Origin of the sequence: Streptomyces sp. NBC_00859 (assembly GCF_045161865.1) — a bacterium.
In the GTDB taxonomy this organism is placed as follows: Bacteria; Actinomycetota; Actinomycetes; order Streptomycetales; family Streptomycetaceae; genus Streptomyces.
The window spans coordinates 5320894-5335912 of record NZ_CP108826.1; the positions used below are offsets into that span (position 1 = coordinate 5320894).

Annotated in this window: 12 protein-coding genes; 7 read left to right on the top strand and 5 right to left on the bottom strand. The window is 70.6% G+C overall.

The features are described from left to right. Positions 1-31: 31 nt before the first annotated feature. The 3 genes from OG584_RS23320 to OG584_RS23330 form a co-directional block, all read right to left on the bottom strand. Positions 32-1858 (bottom strand): glycoside hydrolase family 3 protein, encoded by a 1827-nt coding sequence (locus tag OG584_RS23320; RefSeq protein WP_405780655.1) that lies wholly within the window; start codon positions 1856-1858, stop codon positions 32-34. Between the two features lie 202 nt (positions 1859-2060). After that, positions 2061-2852 carry a sugar phosphate isomerase/epimerase family protein gene (locus OG584_RS23325; RefSeq protein WP_405780657.1) on the bottom strand — a complete coding sequence of 264 codons (792 nt, stop codon included), beginning with the start codon at positions 2850-2852 and terminating at the stop codon, positions 2061-2063. 169 nt (positions 2853-3021) lie between these two features. Next, positions 3022-4083: a LacI family DNA-binding transcriptional regulator gene (locus OG584_RS23330; RefSeq protein WP_405780659.1), complete on the bottom strand. Its 1062-nt coding sequence runs from the start codon at positions 4081-4083 to the stop codon at positions 3022-3024. 147 nt (positions 4084-4230) lie between these two features. On the opposite strand from OG584_RS23330, the gene OG584_RS23335 reads away from it, so the two are divergent. The 3 genes from OG584_RS23335 to OG584_RS23345 are packed head-to-tail and all read left to right on the top strand — an operon-like array spanning position 4231 to position 7378. Beyond that, positions 4231-5382, top strand: a complete 1152-nt coding sequence (locus OG584_RS23335; RefSeq protein ID WP_405780660.1) for a Gfo/Idh/MocA family protein — start codon at positions 4231-4233, stop codon at positions 5380-5382. Then, on the top strand, positions 5379-6548 hold the full coding sequence (locus OG584_RS23340; protein WP_405780661.1) for a dihydrodipicolinate synthase family protein: 1170 nt from the start codon (positions 5379-5381) through the stop codon (positions 6546-6548). Before OG584_RS23335 ends, OG584_RS23340 begins: the two co-directional genes overlap by 4 nt. A gap of 32 nt (positions 6549-6580) precedes the next feature. Continuing rightward, complete coding sequence (locus OG584_RS23345) at positions 6581-7378, top strand: sugar phosphate isomerase/epimerase family protein (RefSeq protein ID WP_405784239.1); 798 nt, start codon at positions 6581-6583, stop codon at positions 7376-7378. A gap of 99 nt (positions 7379-7477) precedes the next feature. Here the strand turns inward: OG584_RS23345 and OG584_RS23350 are convergent, their stop codons facing one another. Beyond that, a complete protein-coding gene (locus tag OG584_RS23350) occupies positions 7478-8764 on the bottom strand; it encodes a hypothetical protein (protein WP_405780663.1) in 1287 nt (428 codons plus the stop codon). Positions 8765-9050: 286 nt separating this feature from the next. Between OG584_RS23350 and OG584_RS23355 the strand changes: the two genes are divergently transcribed. The 4 genes from OG584_RS23355 to OG584_RS23370 all read left to right on the top strand — a co-directional run bounded on the left by OG584_RS23355 (position 9051) and on the right by OG584_RS23370 (position 13173). Beyond that, positions 9051-10463 (top strand): family 2B encapsulin nanocompartment shell protein, encoded by a 1413-nt coding sequence (locus tag OG584_RS23355; RefSeq protein WP_405780664.1) that lies wholly within the window; start codon positions 9051-9053, stop codon positions 10461-10463. 63 nt (positions 10464-10526) lie between these two features. After that, entirely contained in the window at positions 10527-11780 is a 1254-nt protein-coding gene (locus tag OG584_RS23360; protein ID WP_405780665.1) for a family 2 encapsulin nanocompartment cargo protein terpene cyclase, read from the top strand. A gap of 15 nt (positions 11781-11795) precedes the next feature. After that, positions 11796-12674 (top strand): geranyl diphosphate 2-C-methyltransferase, encoded by an 879-nt coding sequence (locus tag OG584_RS23365; protein ID WP_405780666.1) that lies wholly within the window; start codon positions 11796-11798, stop codon positions 12672-12674. 247 nt (positions 12675-12921) lie between these two features. After that, on the top strand, positions 12922-13173 hold the full coding sequence (locus OG584_RS23370) for a hypothetical protein (RefSeq protein ID WP_405780667.1): 252 nt from the start codon (positions 12922-12924) through the stop codon (positions 13171-13173). Positions 13174-13596: 423 nt separating this feature from the next. Here the strand turns inward: OG584_RS23370 and OG584_RS23375 are convergent, their stop codons facing one another. Beyond that, positions 13597-14982 (bottom strand): MFS transporter, encoded by a 1386-nt coding sequence (locus OG584_RS23375; protein WP_405780668.1) that lies wholly within the window; start codon positions 14980-14982, stop codon positions 13597-13599. Between the last annotated feature and the right edge of the window lie 37 nt (positions 14983-15019).

Consider the following 15019-nt stretch of genomic DNA (forward strand, 5'->3'; position numbering starts at 1 on the left):
GTTGTCCGGTGACGGCTCACGGGTCGCGGTCTCAGTAGGTCAGACCGTGACCCACCGGGTACAGCACCTTCGTGGGATCGTCCACGCGCTGGACGGGGACGGGCAGCAGACCGCGCGGGCCGACCCGGCCCGCGATCACCCGTGCCGCGGCCCGCAGTTCGACGTCCGTCCAGCTGTAGGTGGCGAGCGAGGCCCGGACGCCGGGCAGCGCCGCGATGTCGTACGGATTGCGGATCGCGATCTGCACCACGGGGACGCCGGACGCGACCAGCGCCGCCACCAGCTTGGACTGGGCGTCGCCCGCTGCCACGTCGTAGGTGCCGACGATCACGGCGTCCTTTCCAGCCGCCCCGGCCACCGCGCTCTTGATGAGGTCGGCGGTGGGGGCGGTACCGGTGGAGAGCACCGTGGTGGTGAAGCCGAGGCCGGTGAGCTCCTTGCCGAGCACGGTGGTCGGCGGACCTGTCGTCCCCGTCGGTGACGCCGGATCGGCGCCGACGACCAGCAGGCGGCCGGCGCTGCGCCGGGAGAGCGGCAGCAGCCTGCCCGTGTTCACCAGCAGTGTCGTGGTCCGCTCGGCGATCGCGTCGGCAGCCGTGAGATGGGACCGGATGCCGACCGTACGGCTGACCCGGCCTTCGGCCACGTACGGGCTGCTGAAGAGGGCGCGCCGATCCTTGAGCCGCAGGATCCGCAGGATCGATTCGTCCAGCCTGTCCTCGGTCAGCTCGCCGCTCCGCACCGCGCCGAGCACCCCGTTGTACGCGGCTGCGAGGTCCGGCGGGTTCAGCAGCTGGTCGACGCCGGCCTTGAGCGCAAGGACCGGCACCCGGTCGTCGCCGTACTTGTCCCGTACGCCCTGCATGCCCAGCGAGTCGGTGACGACGACACCGTCGTACCCCAGCTCCTCACGGAGGATGCCGGTGAGGATCGGCCGCGACAGGGTGGCCGGGTCGTTGCTCGGGTCCAGCGCCGGGAACTGGATGTGCGCCGTCATGATCGCGTCGATCCCGGCGGCCACGGCGGCCTTGAAGGGCGGCGCGTCGATGCGCTCCCACTCCTCGCGGGTGTGGGTGATGACCGGGATCCCGGTGTGGCTGTCGACCGCGGTGTCTCCGTGGCCGGGGAAGTGCTTGGCGGTCGCGGCGACCTGGGAGCTCTGGTAGCCCTGCACCTCGGCCGCGACCAGCCGGGCCACGGCGGTGGGTTCGGAGCCGAACGAGCGGACGCCGATGACAGGGTTGGCGGGGTTGACGTTGACGTCGGCGTCCGTCGAGTAGTCCTGCCGGATTCCGATGGCCCGCAGTTCGGCCCCGGAGATCCGGCCCACCGTACGGACGTCCTCGCGCGAGCGTCCCGCGCCGAGTGCCATCGCGCCGGGGAAGAGAGCGGCCGGGTAGCCGACCCGGCAGACGATGCCGTGTTCCTGGTCGGTGGCGATCAGCAGCGGCACCGGGGTGCGCTGGGCGAGCCCGGCGCGCTGGATGCCGTTGGAGAGGGCGGCGATCTGGTGCGGGTCGCGGGTGTTGTGCGCCCAGCTGAAGTAGATGATGCCGCCGACGTGGTACTTGGCGATCAGCTCGGTCGCGGTGCGGACGCCGATCTCTTTCAGGTTGGCGTCGATGTCGGCCTGGTCGGGCGCGGTCGCGGAGTGTCCGTACACCCGCATCACGAAGAGCTGGCCGATCTTCTCCTCGATGCTCATGCGGCCGATGAGCTTCTTGAGCCGGCGGTCCTGGCCGTGGGGGTCAGGGGCGGAGCGGCGGGGATCGGCGTGCGCCGTGGCGCCTGTGGCTGCCGCGGCTGCCGCGGCGGCGGTAGCGGTGAGCAGGGAGCGTCTGGATGTGCGGTACTGCACTGGTGCCCCTTCCGGCCATGCTGCGCAAGGAATCTGAAGGAAACTTCCAATCAGCACGGATATCCGGAAACTAACTGCCAGTCAAGGGTGTGGGCCGGATCGGACCGGCGTTGGCCCATTTGCCTCTCGGGTCCCACGTGCGGTGCGCCCGGTCACGGGGCGTCCGGCACGGAGCGTGCCGGACGCCCCGTGCCGTGCGGGCTCATCGCGCCGCGCTCACCAGCCGCTCCAGGTGCTCGCGGCCCGCCGCCAGCAGCCCCGGCAGTTCGGCCGCCTCCGGATACCAGCGCTTCTCGTACTCCCAGCAGAGCCACCCCTGGTCCGGCGCCAGCAGCTCCACGCACTCGCCGAGCGGCAGCACCCCGGCGCCGAGCGCCAGCGGGGTGGTGTCCTCGGCCGATGCGATGTCCTTGACCTGGGTGTAGCCGAGGTGCGGCCCGAGGACGGCATGGCTGGCCGCCGGGGCCTCGCCGCCCAGCCAGGTGTGCATCACGTCCCAGAGGGCGCCGACGTTCCGGTGGCCGACCGGGCCCAGCACCCGGGCCGCGTCGGCGCCGGTGCGGTGCGAGTCATGGGTCTCCAGGAGGATCCGCACGCCCTTGTCGGCTGCGACCTCGGCCGCGACCCCCAGCCTGCGGGCGGCAGCCGCGTCGGCCTCGGCCGGCTCCTGGCCACCGCCGCCGGGGAAGACCCGGACGAACGGGGCGCCCAGGTCGGCGGCGAGAAAGACCAGCTCGGCGAGTTCGCCCTCGATCTCCTTGTCGTCGCCGGGCGCTGCCACCCGTACGTAACCGGCCACGCCGAGGACCTCGACGCCGCCACGGGCGAACTCGTCCACGGCGGCGGTCCGTTCCCGCAGCCCGGTGCCGGGGTGCAGGGCCTCCTCGGCGTGGGCGCGCAGTTCGACCCCCTGGTAGCCGCTTTCCGCTGCGAGCCGCACCACGTCCGGGACGGTGATTCCTGGCACTCCGAGGGTGGAGAACGCGAACTTCAACGCACTGTCCTTTCCTGAAGGCTGAGCGGCGACGAGGGTGAGCCCGGCGCCCTGACCGATTCTCTGTCTCTTGTGTACTGATGCCAGGACATCATTCGTCCGCGGGGCGCGTTCCCGTTAACCGCCTCGCGGGCGGACGCCGTCGCCGGGAGTGCGGGGCGCCGCCCCGTCAGCGGCCGGGCGCAGCCGTCGAAGCCCGGGTCACCAGTTCGCCCCGCACCACCGCGACCCCTCCCCGGGGCGCAGCCTCCCGCCCCATCGCCAGCCGCCCGGCCCGCGCCCCCGCGTCGTGGAGCGGGAGCCGCACCGTCGTCAGGGCGGGCACCGCGTCGACCGAGAACGGCAGGTCGTCGAATCCGGCCACCGAGACGTCGTGGGGAATCCGCAGCCCCCGCTCCCGCAGCGCCGCGCACGCCCCCAGGGCCACGGTGTCGTTGGCCGCCACGACTGCGGTCAACCGCGGGTCCCTGCGCAGGAGTTCGAGAGTCGCGTCATATCCGGAGCGACGGTCGTAGGGGCCGTGGACCGTGAGACCTGCCCGCCCGTCCGGCAGGCCGGCCGCCGTCATCGCGGCCCGGTGGCCCTCCAGGCGGTCGCGGGTCGTCGTCCGCTCGGCCGGCCCGGCCACGTACCCGATCCGCCGGTGCCCCAGGGCCAGCAGATGCTCGGTCAGCCGCTGCCCACCGCCCCGGTTGTCGAAGGTCAGCGCCGTCACCAGGGACTCGCTCCCGGGGATCGGCGGGCGGCCGCAGAGCACCACCCGGGTTCCCGCGGCGGTCAGCCTCGCGAGCTTCGCGGAGACCGCGTCCGTGTGCTTCGGGTCGTCGATGGCGCCGCCGGTCAGGACGACCGCCGCGGCGCGCTGGCGCTGGAGGAGGGTCAGATAGGTGAGTTCGCGCTCCGGGGAGCCACCGGTGTTGCAGACGACGGCCAGCTTCTCGCCGCCCGCGCGCCCGGTGCCCTCCTGCCCGCCGATCTCGGACTGGGCCGCGCCCGCCATGATGCCGAAGAACGGGTCGGCGATGTCATTGACGAGGATGCCGACCAGGTCGGACGTGGCGGCGGCGAGCGAACTCGCCGGGCCGTTCAGTACGTAGTCCAGCTCGTCGACGGCCGCCAGTACCCGCTCCCGGGTGGCCGCCGCCACCGGGTAGTTGCCGTTGAGCACGCGGGACACCGTCGCCGGGGACACCCGTGCGCGGGCCGCGACATCCGAGAGTGTCGCTGTCATGTCTGCCTCCGTGCCACTGGCCCGCATCTCCTGTCACGTGGTCGCAACTCCGTGCGCCTGCCCGCGCCTCTTGTCGGGGCCGGTGTGCGCAGGTTAGCTTCATACCGCTTAGAAAGCGCTTGCTATGGCCGTGTGGAGGGAACTTTCGTGACACGTAAGACAGTGCGGATCGCCATGAACGGTGTGACAGGCAGGATGGGCTACCGCCAGCACCTGGTCCGCTCCCTCCTCGCGATCCGTGAGGAGGGCGGCCTGGACCTCGGTGACGGCACCGTGCTCTGGCCCGAGATCGTCCTGGTCGGCCGCCGTGAGCACGCCCTCCGGGCGATGGCCGAGAAGCACGGGCTCGACCAGTGGTCCACCGACCTCGACGCGGTACTCGCCGACCCGTCCCTCGACATCTACTTCGACGCCCAGGTCACGTCCGCCCGCGAAGAGGCGCTGCGGAAGGCCATCGCCGCCGGAAAGCACATCTACACCGAGAAGCCGACCGCTACCGGCCTCGACAGCGCACTGGAGCTGGCGCGGCTGGCCGGGGCCGCCGGGATCAAGCACGGCGTGGTCCAGGACAAGCTGTTCCTGCCGGGGCTGCTGAAGCTCAAGCGGCTCATCGACGGGGGCTTCTTCGGCAAGATCCTCTCCATCCGCGGCGAGTTCGGCTACTGGGTCTTCGAGGGCGACTGGCAGGAGGCCCAGCGCCCCTCGTGGAACTACCGCTCGCAGGACGGCGGCGGCATCGTCGTCGACATGTTCCCGCACTGGGAGTACGTCCTGCACGAACTGTTCGGCCGCGTCACCTCCGTCCAGGCCCTCACCGCCACGCACATCCCGCGGCGCTGGGACGAGCGGTCCGAGCCCTACGAGGCGACCGCCGACGACTCCGCCTACGGCATCTTCCAGCTGGAGAGCGGCGCGGTCGCCCAGATCAACTCCTCCTGGGCGGTGCGGGTCAACCGCGACGAGCTCGTCGAGTTCCAGGTCGACGGAACGGAGGGCTCGGCCGTCGCGGGGCTGCGCAACTGCCGTGTCCAGCACCGCAGCTCGACCCCGAAGCCGGTCTGGAACCCGGACCTGCCCGCCACCCACGCCTTCCGCGACCAGTGGCAGGAGGTCCCGGACAACGGTGACTTCGGCAATGGCTTCAAGGTCCAGTGGGAGCTCTTCCTGCGCCACATCGCGCTCGACGAGCCCTACCACTGGGACCTGCTGGCCGGTGCGCGCGGTGTGCAGCTCGCCGAGCTGGGGCTGAAGTCGTCCGCCGAGGGCCGCCGTCTCGACGTTCCGGAGGTCACCCTGTGACGATCCTGCTTCCGCGCGCCGGTGCGCACCCGGGCGGTACGTACGCCTACACACCGCGCACCGAACCCGCCGCGTTCACATCGGGCGGTGCGCCGCTCGCCTCCCGTACGGTCTTCTCCGCCGCACACGTGGTCGCCGACCCGTACGCCGGCGTATCGCCGGACGGCCCGCCCGCCGTCGACTGGGAAGCCACCCTCGCCTTCCGCCGCCACCTCTGGTCCCACGGGCTCGGGGTCGCGGAGGCCATGGACACCGCCCAGCGCGGCATGGGCCTGGACTGGCCGGTCGCGGCGGAGCTGATCCGCCGGTCGGCGGCCGAGGCCAGGTCGGCGGGCGGAGCCATCGCCTGCGGGGTCGGCACCGACCAGCTCCCGCCCGGCGAGGTCACACTGAACCAGGTGGCCGAGGCGTACGAGGACCAGCTCACCGTCGTCGAGGAGACCGGCGCCCAGGCCATCCTGATGGCCTCGCGCGGGCTCGCGGCAGCCGCGAAGAGCCCGGACGACTACCTGGAGATCTACGGGCATCTGCTCCGCCAGTGCGCGGAGCCGGTCATCCTGCACTGGCTCGGCCCGATGTTCGACCCGGCGCTGGACGGTTACTGGGGCTCCCCGGACCTGGACGCGGCGACCGGGACCTTCCTGGAGGTCATCGCGGCCCACCCGGACAAGGTGGACGGCATCAAGGTGTCGCTGCTCGACGCCCGGCGGGAGGTGGAGCTGCGCCGCAGGCTCCCCGACGGGGTCCGCTGCTACACCGGGGACGACTTCAACTACCCCGAGCTGATCGCGGGCGACGAGCGAGGCTTCAGCCACGCGCTGCTCGGCATCTTCGACCCGCTCGGCCCGCTCGCGGCCGAGGCGGTACGCGTCCTGGACACCGGGAACACCCAGGGTTTCCGCGACATCCTGGACCCCACGGTCGAGCTGTCCCGCCACCTGTTCCAGACCCCGACCCGCTTCTACAAGACGGGCGTCGTCCTTCTCGCCTGGCTGGCCGGGCACCAGTCGCACTTCACGATGGTGGGCGGCCTCCAGTCCGCGCGCTCGCTGCCGCACCTGGCGCGGGCGTACGAACTGGCCGACGGCCTCGGCCTGTTCCCCGACCCGGCGCTCGCCGAGAGCCGCATGAAGTCCCTGCTCAGTGTGTACGGAGTCGCGCAGTGACCGCAGAACTCGCCCGCTTCAGCATCAACCAGATGACCGTGAAGCAGCTGACCCTGCCCGAACTGGTCTCCGCCTGCACCGATGTGGGCGTGCCAGGGATCGGCCTCTGGCGCGAGCCCGTCCAGCAGTACGGAGTCGGGGCGGCCGCCGCACTCGTACGGGACGCCGGTCTGGCCGTCACCACGCTGTGCCGCGGCGGCTTCCTCACCGCGATCGACCCGGTCGAACGGGCGGCGGCGCTGGCGGACAACCGCGCGGCGGTCGACGAGGCGGTGGCGCTGGGCACGGACACCCTGGTGCTGGTCTCGGGCGGTCTCCCGGCGGGTTCGAGGGACCTGCACGGCGCACGCGAGCGGATCGCCGACGCACTGGCCGAACTGGGCCCGTACGCCGCCGAGCGCGGGGTGCGTCTGGCGATCGAACCGCTGCACCCGATGTTCGCCGCGGACCGCTGTGTGGTCTCGACCCTGACCCAGGCACTGGACCTGGCGGAACGCTTCCCGGCCGACCAGGTCGGTGTCGCGGTCGACACGTACCACATCTGGTGGGACGACCAGGCGCCCGCGCAGGTCGCGCGGGCGGGTGAGGGCGGCCGTATCTGCACGTTCCAGCTGGCGGACTGGGTCACTCCGCTGCCCGCGGGTGTACTGAACGGCCGCGGGCAGATCGGCGAAGGCGCGGTCGACATGCGGGAGTGGCGCGAGCGGGTGGACGCGGCCGGGTACACGGGCCCCATCGAAGTGGAGCTCTTCAACGACGGGTTGTGGGCGCGGGACGGTGTGGAGCTGCTGCGGGAGACCGCCGGGCGGTTCGTGCGGTACGCGCTGTAGCCTGCGCGCGCCGGAGGCGCGGTCCTGCAGGCGGCCGCCCCTCCGGCCCGTCCCCGCTCCGGCCGGCCCGGTGCCTCCCCGCCGCCGCGTGTTGCCGGGTCAGGGCAGCAGTCCGTGCAGCACCCCGCCCCAGGCGCTCATCGCCCTGCTCAGCTCCTCACCGCTGCTCGCCGCCACAGTCAGTGCCGCGAGCGCGGATCTGATGATTCCGCGGTTGCGCCGCTCGGGCGGGGCCTGGGCGACCTCTGCGAGATATCCGACGTTGTCGAGCAGATCCTGGCGCTGCTCCTCGTCCAGGCCCTCCTGGGAGATGACCGCCTGCTCCAGTGCCCTCAGCGCGTCGGCCACCTCGTGGCCGCCCTGCTGGACGACCCCGGCGATCGTCGATTCGATGTTCGCGATCCGGCCCGCGAACTGGCCTCCGTAGAAGGTCCCGCCGCTGAACGTCATCGACACGCTGGGTCCAGGGAGTTCCTGTCCTGACGCTTCCGCATAGTCCGGCACGCGGTCCCGCACCTCCTCCAGATAGGCCAGGCCGATGGCCATACAGGCCCGGCCCAGGGTGTCGCCGGTGACAAGGGGGTTGCCGCAGGCGTCGGCAAGCCTGGTGAAGTGATGCCCGAGGGCCGCGCCTTCCAGACCGGCCAGCACATCGTCGGTGTCTTTCGCCCACGCAGGCACGGACCGGGCAGCGGACGCTCCACCGGCCGACGACGCTGTCAGGGTGCGGCCGGCGTCGATCCGGGCCGTGAGGTCCTCGGTGAAGAGCCGCGCCAGCACTCCGTCGGTGAACTTTCCATGCCGGGGCGGGTGTGTCTCCGGCGGTGGTTCGACGAAGTGCAGGCCGCCGGGGCGGTATCCCCGGAGCCTTCGCGAGAGTTCCTTGAGATGGCCGTGAATGCCTTTCACCACGTCGTCGACATGGTCCCGGCGATAGAACCAGCCACCTTCCTGAAGCGTGCGAGCGGCTCGCCAGGCGATGTGCTCGCTGGGGTAGTTGCTGCCGAAGCTGTGCGGAAAGGTCCCGTAGTGGTCCCAGTCGACGCTGGCCCACCCCAGGAAGCCGTAGAAGCGGCACGCGTACGCCTCGGAACTGGCTGCCTGCGCCCACTGGTACGCCTTTTCGAGCAGCCGGACGGCTTCCGGCTCGACCCGGCCGAGCGGACCCGAGTACACGTTGGGGCCGAACGACCGGTTGCGGTTCGCTCCCCAGACCCGCACCCAGGCCCTGCCGAGCCACGGTGCCAGGGTGTCGGCCACGGCGTCGGCCCGGCGGCCCTGCTCGGCCAGCAGCGCACACAGCCGCGCCAGCACTGCCTCGTCCTGCTCGCGGATGGCGAGCCTCGCCGCCGCCGCGTCCATCTCCCTGCCGATCTGCCGGTCCATCCCGCCAGACTCCACTGAGCTGGTGTCGGCTGACAAGGCCCGGTGCCGGTGCGGGCTTTCCCGATCACGGCGTCCGAATGTCGCCGCTCAGCCGGATAAACCCGATGAGCGGCGAGATCGCTGCATCGAAGTAACTCCGCCGCCGTTCCGGGCGAGTTGGACGGGCCCGCGGTTACGGTTCCCCTGGATCTGGACGGAGTTGCCTGCGATTCAACCAGTTGTTACCACTTTCAACTGTTTTGAGCGTATGCGCCGCCCATCGCCGTCGTAAAGGAGAACTCGCCTGATGACCGTTGAGACCGGCCCGGAAGCACAGCTGGAGCCGTCCGCGCAGTCCAGTCTGAGCACGGCGGCTGCCCGCAACCTGGCCACTACGACCAAGTCCGCGCCGCAGATGCAGGAGATCACCTCACGGTGGCTGCTGAGGATGCTCCCCTGGGTGGAGACCAAGGGCGGCACCTACCGGGTGAACCGCCGGCTGAGCTACACCGTCGGCGACGGGCTCATCGAGTTCGTCCAGGACGGTGCCGGTGTCCGGGTGGTCCCCCGCGAGCTCGGCGAACTGGCCCTGCTGCGCGGCTTCGAGGACGTCGAGGTGCTGACAGCGATCGCTGACAGGTGTGTCCAGCGCGACTTCCGCGCGGGCGAGGTGCTGGCCGAGCGCGGCACTCGCGCCGAGCGGATCCATCTGATCGCGCACGGCCGGATCAAACAGACCTCCGTCGGCAAGTACGGCGACGATGTCGCCGTCGCCGTGCTTGCCGACGGTGACCGGTTCGGTGAGAACGCCCTTCTGGACAGCGACGCGAAGTGGGAGTCCACCGCCAGGGCCGAGACCGACGGCACGCTGCTCGTCCTGTCCCGCGCCGACTTCGACGCCGTGCTGTCGGCGTCGCCGGGGCTGCGGGCCCACGTCGAGGAGTTCGGCTCGCGGTCCCGCAGGCCGCAGACCCGTCACGGTGAGGCCGAGATCGCGATGTCGGCCGGGCACACCGGTGAGGCCGTGCTGCCAGGGGCCTTCGTCGACTACGAACTCCGGCCGCGTGAGTACGAACTATCCGTCGCACAGACGGTTCTCCGTGTCCACACGAGGGTCGCCGACCTCTTCAACGGACCGATGAACCAGACGGAGGAGCAGCTCAGGCTCACCGTCGAGGCGTTGCGCGAGCGCCAGGAGCACGAGCTGGTCAACAACCGGGAGTTCGGCCTGCTCCACAACGCCGCCTTCAAGCAGCGGATTCAGACCCGCACCGGCACGCTCACCCCGGACGACATGGACGAGCTGCTCAGCCGCCGCCGTGGCACCAAGCTCTTCCTCGCCCATCCCAGGACGATCGCGGCGATCGGGCGCGGGTTCAGTGCCTACGGGCTCTACCCGGACCATGTCGACCTCGGCGGACAGCAAGTCCCGGCCTGGCGCGGCGTGCCGATCCTGCCCTGCAACAAGATCCCCGTCAGCAAACAGGGCACCAGCTCGATCCTTGCCATGCGTACCGGCGAGGACAACCAGGGCGTCATCGGTCTGCGCCAGACCGGCCTCCCGGAGGAGCACGAGCCCGGCCTTTCGGTGCGCTTCATGGGCATGAGCGAGCAGGCGATCATCTCGTACCTGGTCACCACCTACTACTCCGCCGCCGTGCTGCTGCCCGACGCGCTCGGCGTGCTGGAGAACGTACAGATCGCCCCCCACCTCGGCTAGGCCCTGTCGTCCGGCCGGTCCCCGGTCACGGGCCGGCCCACCCACTTCACCAAGGAGCTACGGATGCCCGAGACCGGGCCTTCCCCTCTGCAACCGAGCCCGTCCGCCGCCGCGTCCCCCGCCGGCGCACACACCCGGCCGGCCGGCCCCTCACCCGACAGCGGACCGGGCGCCGGCCTGACCGGTCAGCACCCGGCGGAGGGCGCCGGCGCGATCACACAGCCGAGCGCTGCCCTGCAACGAATCCTGTGCGGCCCCAGCGGTCTGGGCACGGCGGGCCTGCGCCTGGGCCGGCGCGAGGAGCCTCCGCCCGCGGCCGAGCCCGGGGAGCCCGAGGAGGGCACGCCCATCCCGGGCCTCTACTACCACTCGGTGGCAGAGCCCGACCCGGTGCGTGTGGAGGAGGTCAGCCGCAGGATCAAGGAATGGGCGGTGGACGAGGTCCAGGCGTACCCGCCCGAGTGGGAGGACCAGTTCGACGGGTTCTCCGTCGGCCGCTACATGGTCGCCTGCCACCCGGACGCTCCCACCGTCGACCATCTGATGGTCGCCACCCGCCTGATGGTCGCCGAGAACGCGGTCGACGACTGCTACTGCGAGGACCACGGCGGCTCGCCCGTCGGACTCGGCAGCCGTCTGCTGCTGGCACACACGGCACTCGACCCCCTGCACACGACGCAGGAGTACGAGCCGGAGTGGGCGCGGTCGCTCCAGTCGGACGCGCCCCGGCGGGCCTACCGGTCCGCGATGGAGTACTTCAACCGGCAGGCCACGCCTTCGCAGTCGGACCGGTACCGGCACGACATGGCCCGGCTGCACCTGGGGTACCTGGCCGAGGCGGCGTGGTCCGAGGCAGACCACGTCCCGGAGGTGTGGGAGTACCTGGCGATGCGCCAGTTCAACAACTTCCGCCCCTGCCCCACGATCACCGACACCGTCGGCGGCTATGAACTGCCCGCCGACCTGCACGCCCAGCCGGCCATGCAGCGGGTCATCGCGCTCGCGGGCAACGCCACGACGATCGTCAACGACCTGTATTCGTACACCAAGGAGCTCAACAGCCCCGGCAGACACCTGAACCTGCCCGTGGTGATCGCCGAACGTGAGGGCGCCTCCGACCGGGACGCCTATCTGAAGGCGGTCGAGGTCCACAACGACCTCATGCACGGCTTCGAGAGCGAAGCCGCCACCCTGGCGGCCGACTGCCCCGTCCCGAGCGTGCTGCGTTTCCTCCGGGGAGTGGCCGCGTGGGTCGACGGCAACCACCACTGGCATCAGACCAACACCTATCGATACAGCCTGCCCGATTTCTGGTAAGGAGCGGATTCCACTATGACCAGCACCCAGCTCACCACCGACACATCCGTGTTCATCCCGCCCCCGGCGTCGCCCTACCAGGGGGACATCGCCCGCTACTGGGACCGGGAGGCGAGGCCCGTGAACCTCCGTCTCGGTGACGTCGACGGCCTCTACCACCACCACTACGGCATCGGCGACGTCGACCACGCCGCCCTCGGGGACGCCCGTGACAGCGAGTACGAGAAGAAGCTGATCGCCGAGCTCCACCGTCTGGAGTCGGCGCAGGCCGAAGTCCTCCTGGACCAGCTGGGTTCCATCGGGCGGGACGACACGCTCGTGGACGCCGGCTGCGGGCGGGGCGGTTCGATGGTCATGGCCCACCAGCGGTTCGGATGCAAGGTCGAGGGCGTCACGCTGTCGGCCAAGCAGGCCGACTTCGGCAACCGGCGCGCGCACGAACTTGGCATCGAGGACCACGTCCACGCCCGCGTGTGCAACATGCTCAGCACGCCCTTCGAGACAGGGCAGGCCGCGGGCTCGTGGAACAACGAGTCGAGTATGTACGTGGACCTGGACGACCTCTTCGCCGAGCACTCCCGCGTCCTCAGGGTCGGCGGCCGCTATGTGACCATCACCGGCTGCTGGAACCCGCGATACGGCCAGCCCTCGAAGTGGGTCTCCCAGATCAACGCGCACTTCGAGTGCAACATCCACTCCCGCCGGGAGTACCTGAAGTCCATGGCCGACAACCGTCTCGTACCGCAGACCATCATCGACCTGACGGCTGCGACCCTGCCCTACTGGGAGCTGCGGGCAACGTCCTCGCTCGTCACCGGCATCGAAGAGGCGTTCATCAACTCGTACAAGGACGGCTCGTTCCAGTACCTCCTGATCGCGGCCGACCGCGTCTGACCCCGCGGCCGCAGGACGGCCGGAAAAATAACTCCGCGCATCCGTACAACCCTTTCCCTGTAACGGAAGTCGTACGTGGCATCAGGGCTTCAGGGGGACGGATCCGGGGGGATACGGGGAGCTCTGGTGACAGGGGAGGGGAATGCGGCGGGGGCCCGGTCCGGTGGACCGGGCCCCTTAGGCATGCAGGGCGACCAGCAATGAGGTCCGATTCGACTGCCAGCACCGTGGCGACGGCGGCCCGCTCGTGATCGTGCCCCACATCGGCGGAGCACCACTGACCGAGCTGATCGACGGATTCGAGATGGACGCGGGGATGCAGCCCGCAGGCGACGCCTACGGTGGTCTCATCCCGGAGTTCTTCCGGTTCGGCCCGATGGAGGATCACTTCCGTGGGCGGTCCACCAGCGCGACGGGTTCGGAGACACCCGTTTCTCGGCTGCGAATGCGGCGACTGGGGATGCTGGCCGCTCATGGCTCGCATCAGAGTGACTCCTGACCAAGTGACCTGGGACTCCTTCGAACAACCCCACCGCAGGACACGCGACTACTCGGGATTCGGTCCGTTCCATTTCGACCGCCATCAATACGATGACGCCGTGAAGGCCCTGAGCGCAGCCCTCGGTTCAGACGAGACGTGAGTACCATCCATCGGCTCGACATGAGAAGGAAACAGTGGTGATTGACCACCTCATCGGGATACGCCCAGACGAAGCACCTCGGGCGGCGCTGGTCGAGGAGTCCCGCCCAGTCCTTCGGAGTGTCGGAACGCAGGGTGTCCAGAGCCTCCTCAGCCGACCTGAAGGTCGGGGCGCCTCTGACCCGGCCGAGGCGAGGAGCGGCCTCACGACGTGCGCCGCCCGGCTCCCTCGGGTCGAGTTCATTACCGGGCCCCGCGCCGGACATCCCCGTCACCGTCCCGTCAGATACGGCCGCGCGGCAGCATGAGGGCTGCGGCCGTGGTGGCTATCAGCATCACAGCCGCGACGCACAAGGCGACCCGCAGACCCACAATGAATTCGCCCCGGTCCGCGACCAAGGCTCCGAAGACGGCCACGGCGAGCGCGCCGCCCGTCTGCCGGAAGGAGTTCAGGATCCCGGCCGCCATTCCGGCCCGATCTGCGGCGGTGTCGTTCAGCAGGACGGCGGTCAGGGAAGGTACGAAGAAACCCAGCCCGAGGCCGACCGGAATGAGCATCGCCGCGATCACTGGTCTGCTGGTGCCCTCGTCGATCCGGAGCAGGCCGAACATCGCCAGCGCGAAGATCGCTTGTCCCACGGCGATCGGCATCCGCGGCCCAAAGCGTGCCGCAGCCCTGGACGAGGCCAGGTTGGCCCCGGCGATCACTGCCATCATCGGCAGGAACATCAGCCCCGTGGCCATGGCGGACAGGTTCAGGACGTCCTGGAAGAACAGGCTCAGCACGAACACCAGCCCGTAGAAAGCGGCATTGGCGACGAAGCCGATCGCGACCGAAACCGTCACCGTGCGCGAACGGAAGAGGCCGAGCGGGACCAACGGCGCGGCGGTACGTGCCTCGATCATGATGAACGCGGCCGTCGCCACTGCGGCGAGCGCCAGGCAGCCCAGCACCACGGGCCCGCCGAAGCCGTTCTCCCCTCCGTCGATCACCGCGAAGGTGAGCGCCGCGAGCGCGACGACCGCCGTCAGCTGGCCGTACGGATCGAGCGGCGTGGCACGGCGCGGCGAGCGCTCCACGCGGGTCAACACCGCGAGGGTGGCGATACCGACGGGCAGGTTGACGACGAAGATCGCCCGCCAGCTCAGAGTGCTGGACAGCACCCCGCCGGCCACCGGGCCTGCGGCAACCGCGACGGCTCCGCCAACGGTCCACAGCGCGATGGCCCGTGCCCGTTCGGCCGCGCCCGGGAAGGCCTGCCGGACGAGGGCCAGCGAGGAGGGCAGCATGATCGCCGCCGCGCTCCCCTGGATCAGGCGGGCGGCGATCAGCTCGCCCAGCCCCGGCGCCAGTCCGCAGGCCGCCGAGGCGACCGTGAAGACCGCGACGCCGGCGCCGAACACGCGGCTCGCCCCGATGCGGTCGGAGAGCGTGCCCGCGGAAAGCAGGAGTGCGGCGAACATCAGCGTGTAGGCGTCCACGATCCATTGCAGTCCCGCCGTACTGCCGCCGAAGGTCCGCCCGATCCCGGGCAGCGCCACGTTCATCGCCATGGTGTTGAGGTTGAGCATAAAGATGCCCATGAACGCGGTCGCCAGGATCAGCTTCGGTGCGGCCGTGCGCTGCCGGGCATCCTGTGACGCGCGGGCCGGTTCAAGAGTGGTCATCCGTCCAGACTGGTGAGGCTCGCGAGGGCGAGGCAGA

Bases quoted from the DNA above. Each gene is read 5' to 3' on its own strand.
- OG584_RS23330 (WP_405780659.1), bottom strand. From the start codon at position 4,083: ATGACAGCGACACTCTCGGATGTCGCGGCCCGCGCACGGGTGTCCCCG.
- OG584_RS23345 (WP_405784239.1), top strand. From the start codon at position 6,581: ATGACCGTGAAGCAGCTGACCCTGCCCGAACTGGTCTCCGCCTGCACC.
- OG584_RS23350 (WP_405780663.1), bottom strand. From the start codon at position 8,764: ATGGACCGGCAGATCGGCAGGGAGATGGACGCGGCGGCGGCGAGGCTC.
- OG584_RS23355 (WP_405780664.1), top strand. From the start codon at position 9,051: ATGACCGTTGAGACCGGCCCGGAAGCACAGCTGGAGCCGTCCGCGCAG.
- OG584_RS23360 (WP_405780665.1), top strand. From the start codon at position 10,527: ATGCCCGAGACCGGGCCTTCCCCTCTGCAACCGAGCCCGTCCGCCGCC.
- OG584_RS23365 (WP_405780666.1), top strand. From the start codon at position 11,796: ATGACCAGCACCCAGCTCACCACCGACACATCCGTGTTCATCCCGCCC.
- OG584_RS23375 (WP_405780668.1), bottom strand. From the start codon at position 14,982: ATGACCACTCTTGAACCGGCCCGCGCGTCACAGGATGCCCGGCAGCGC.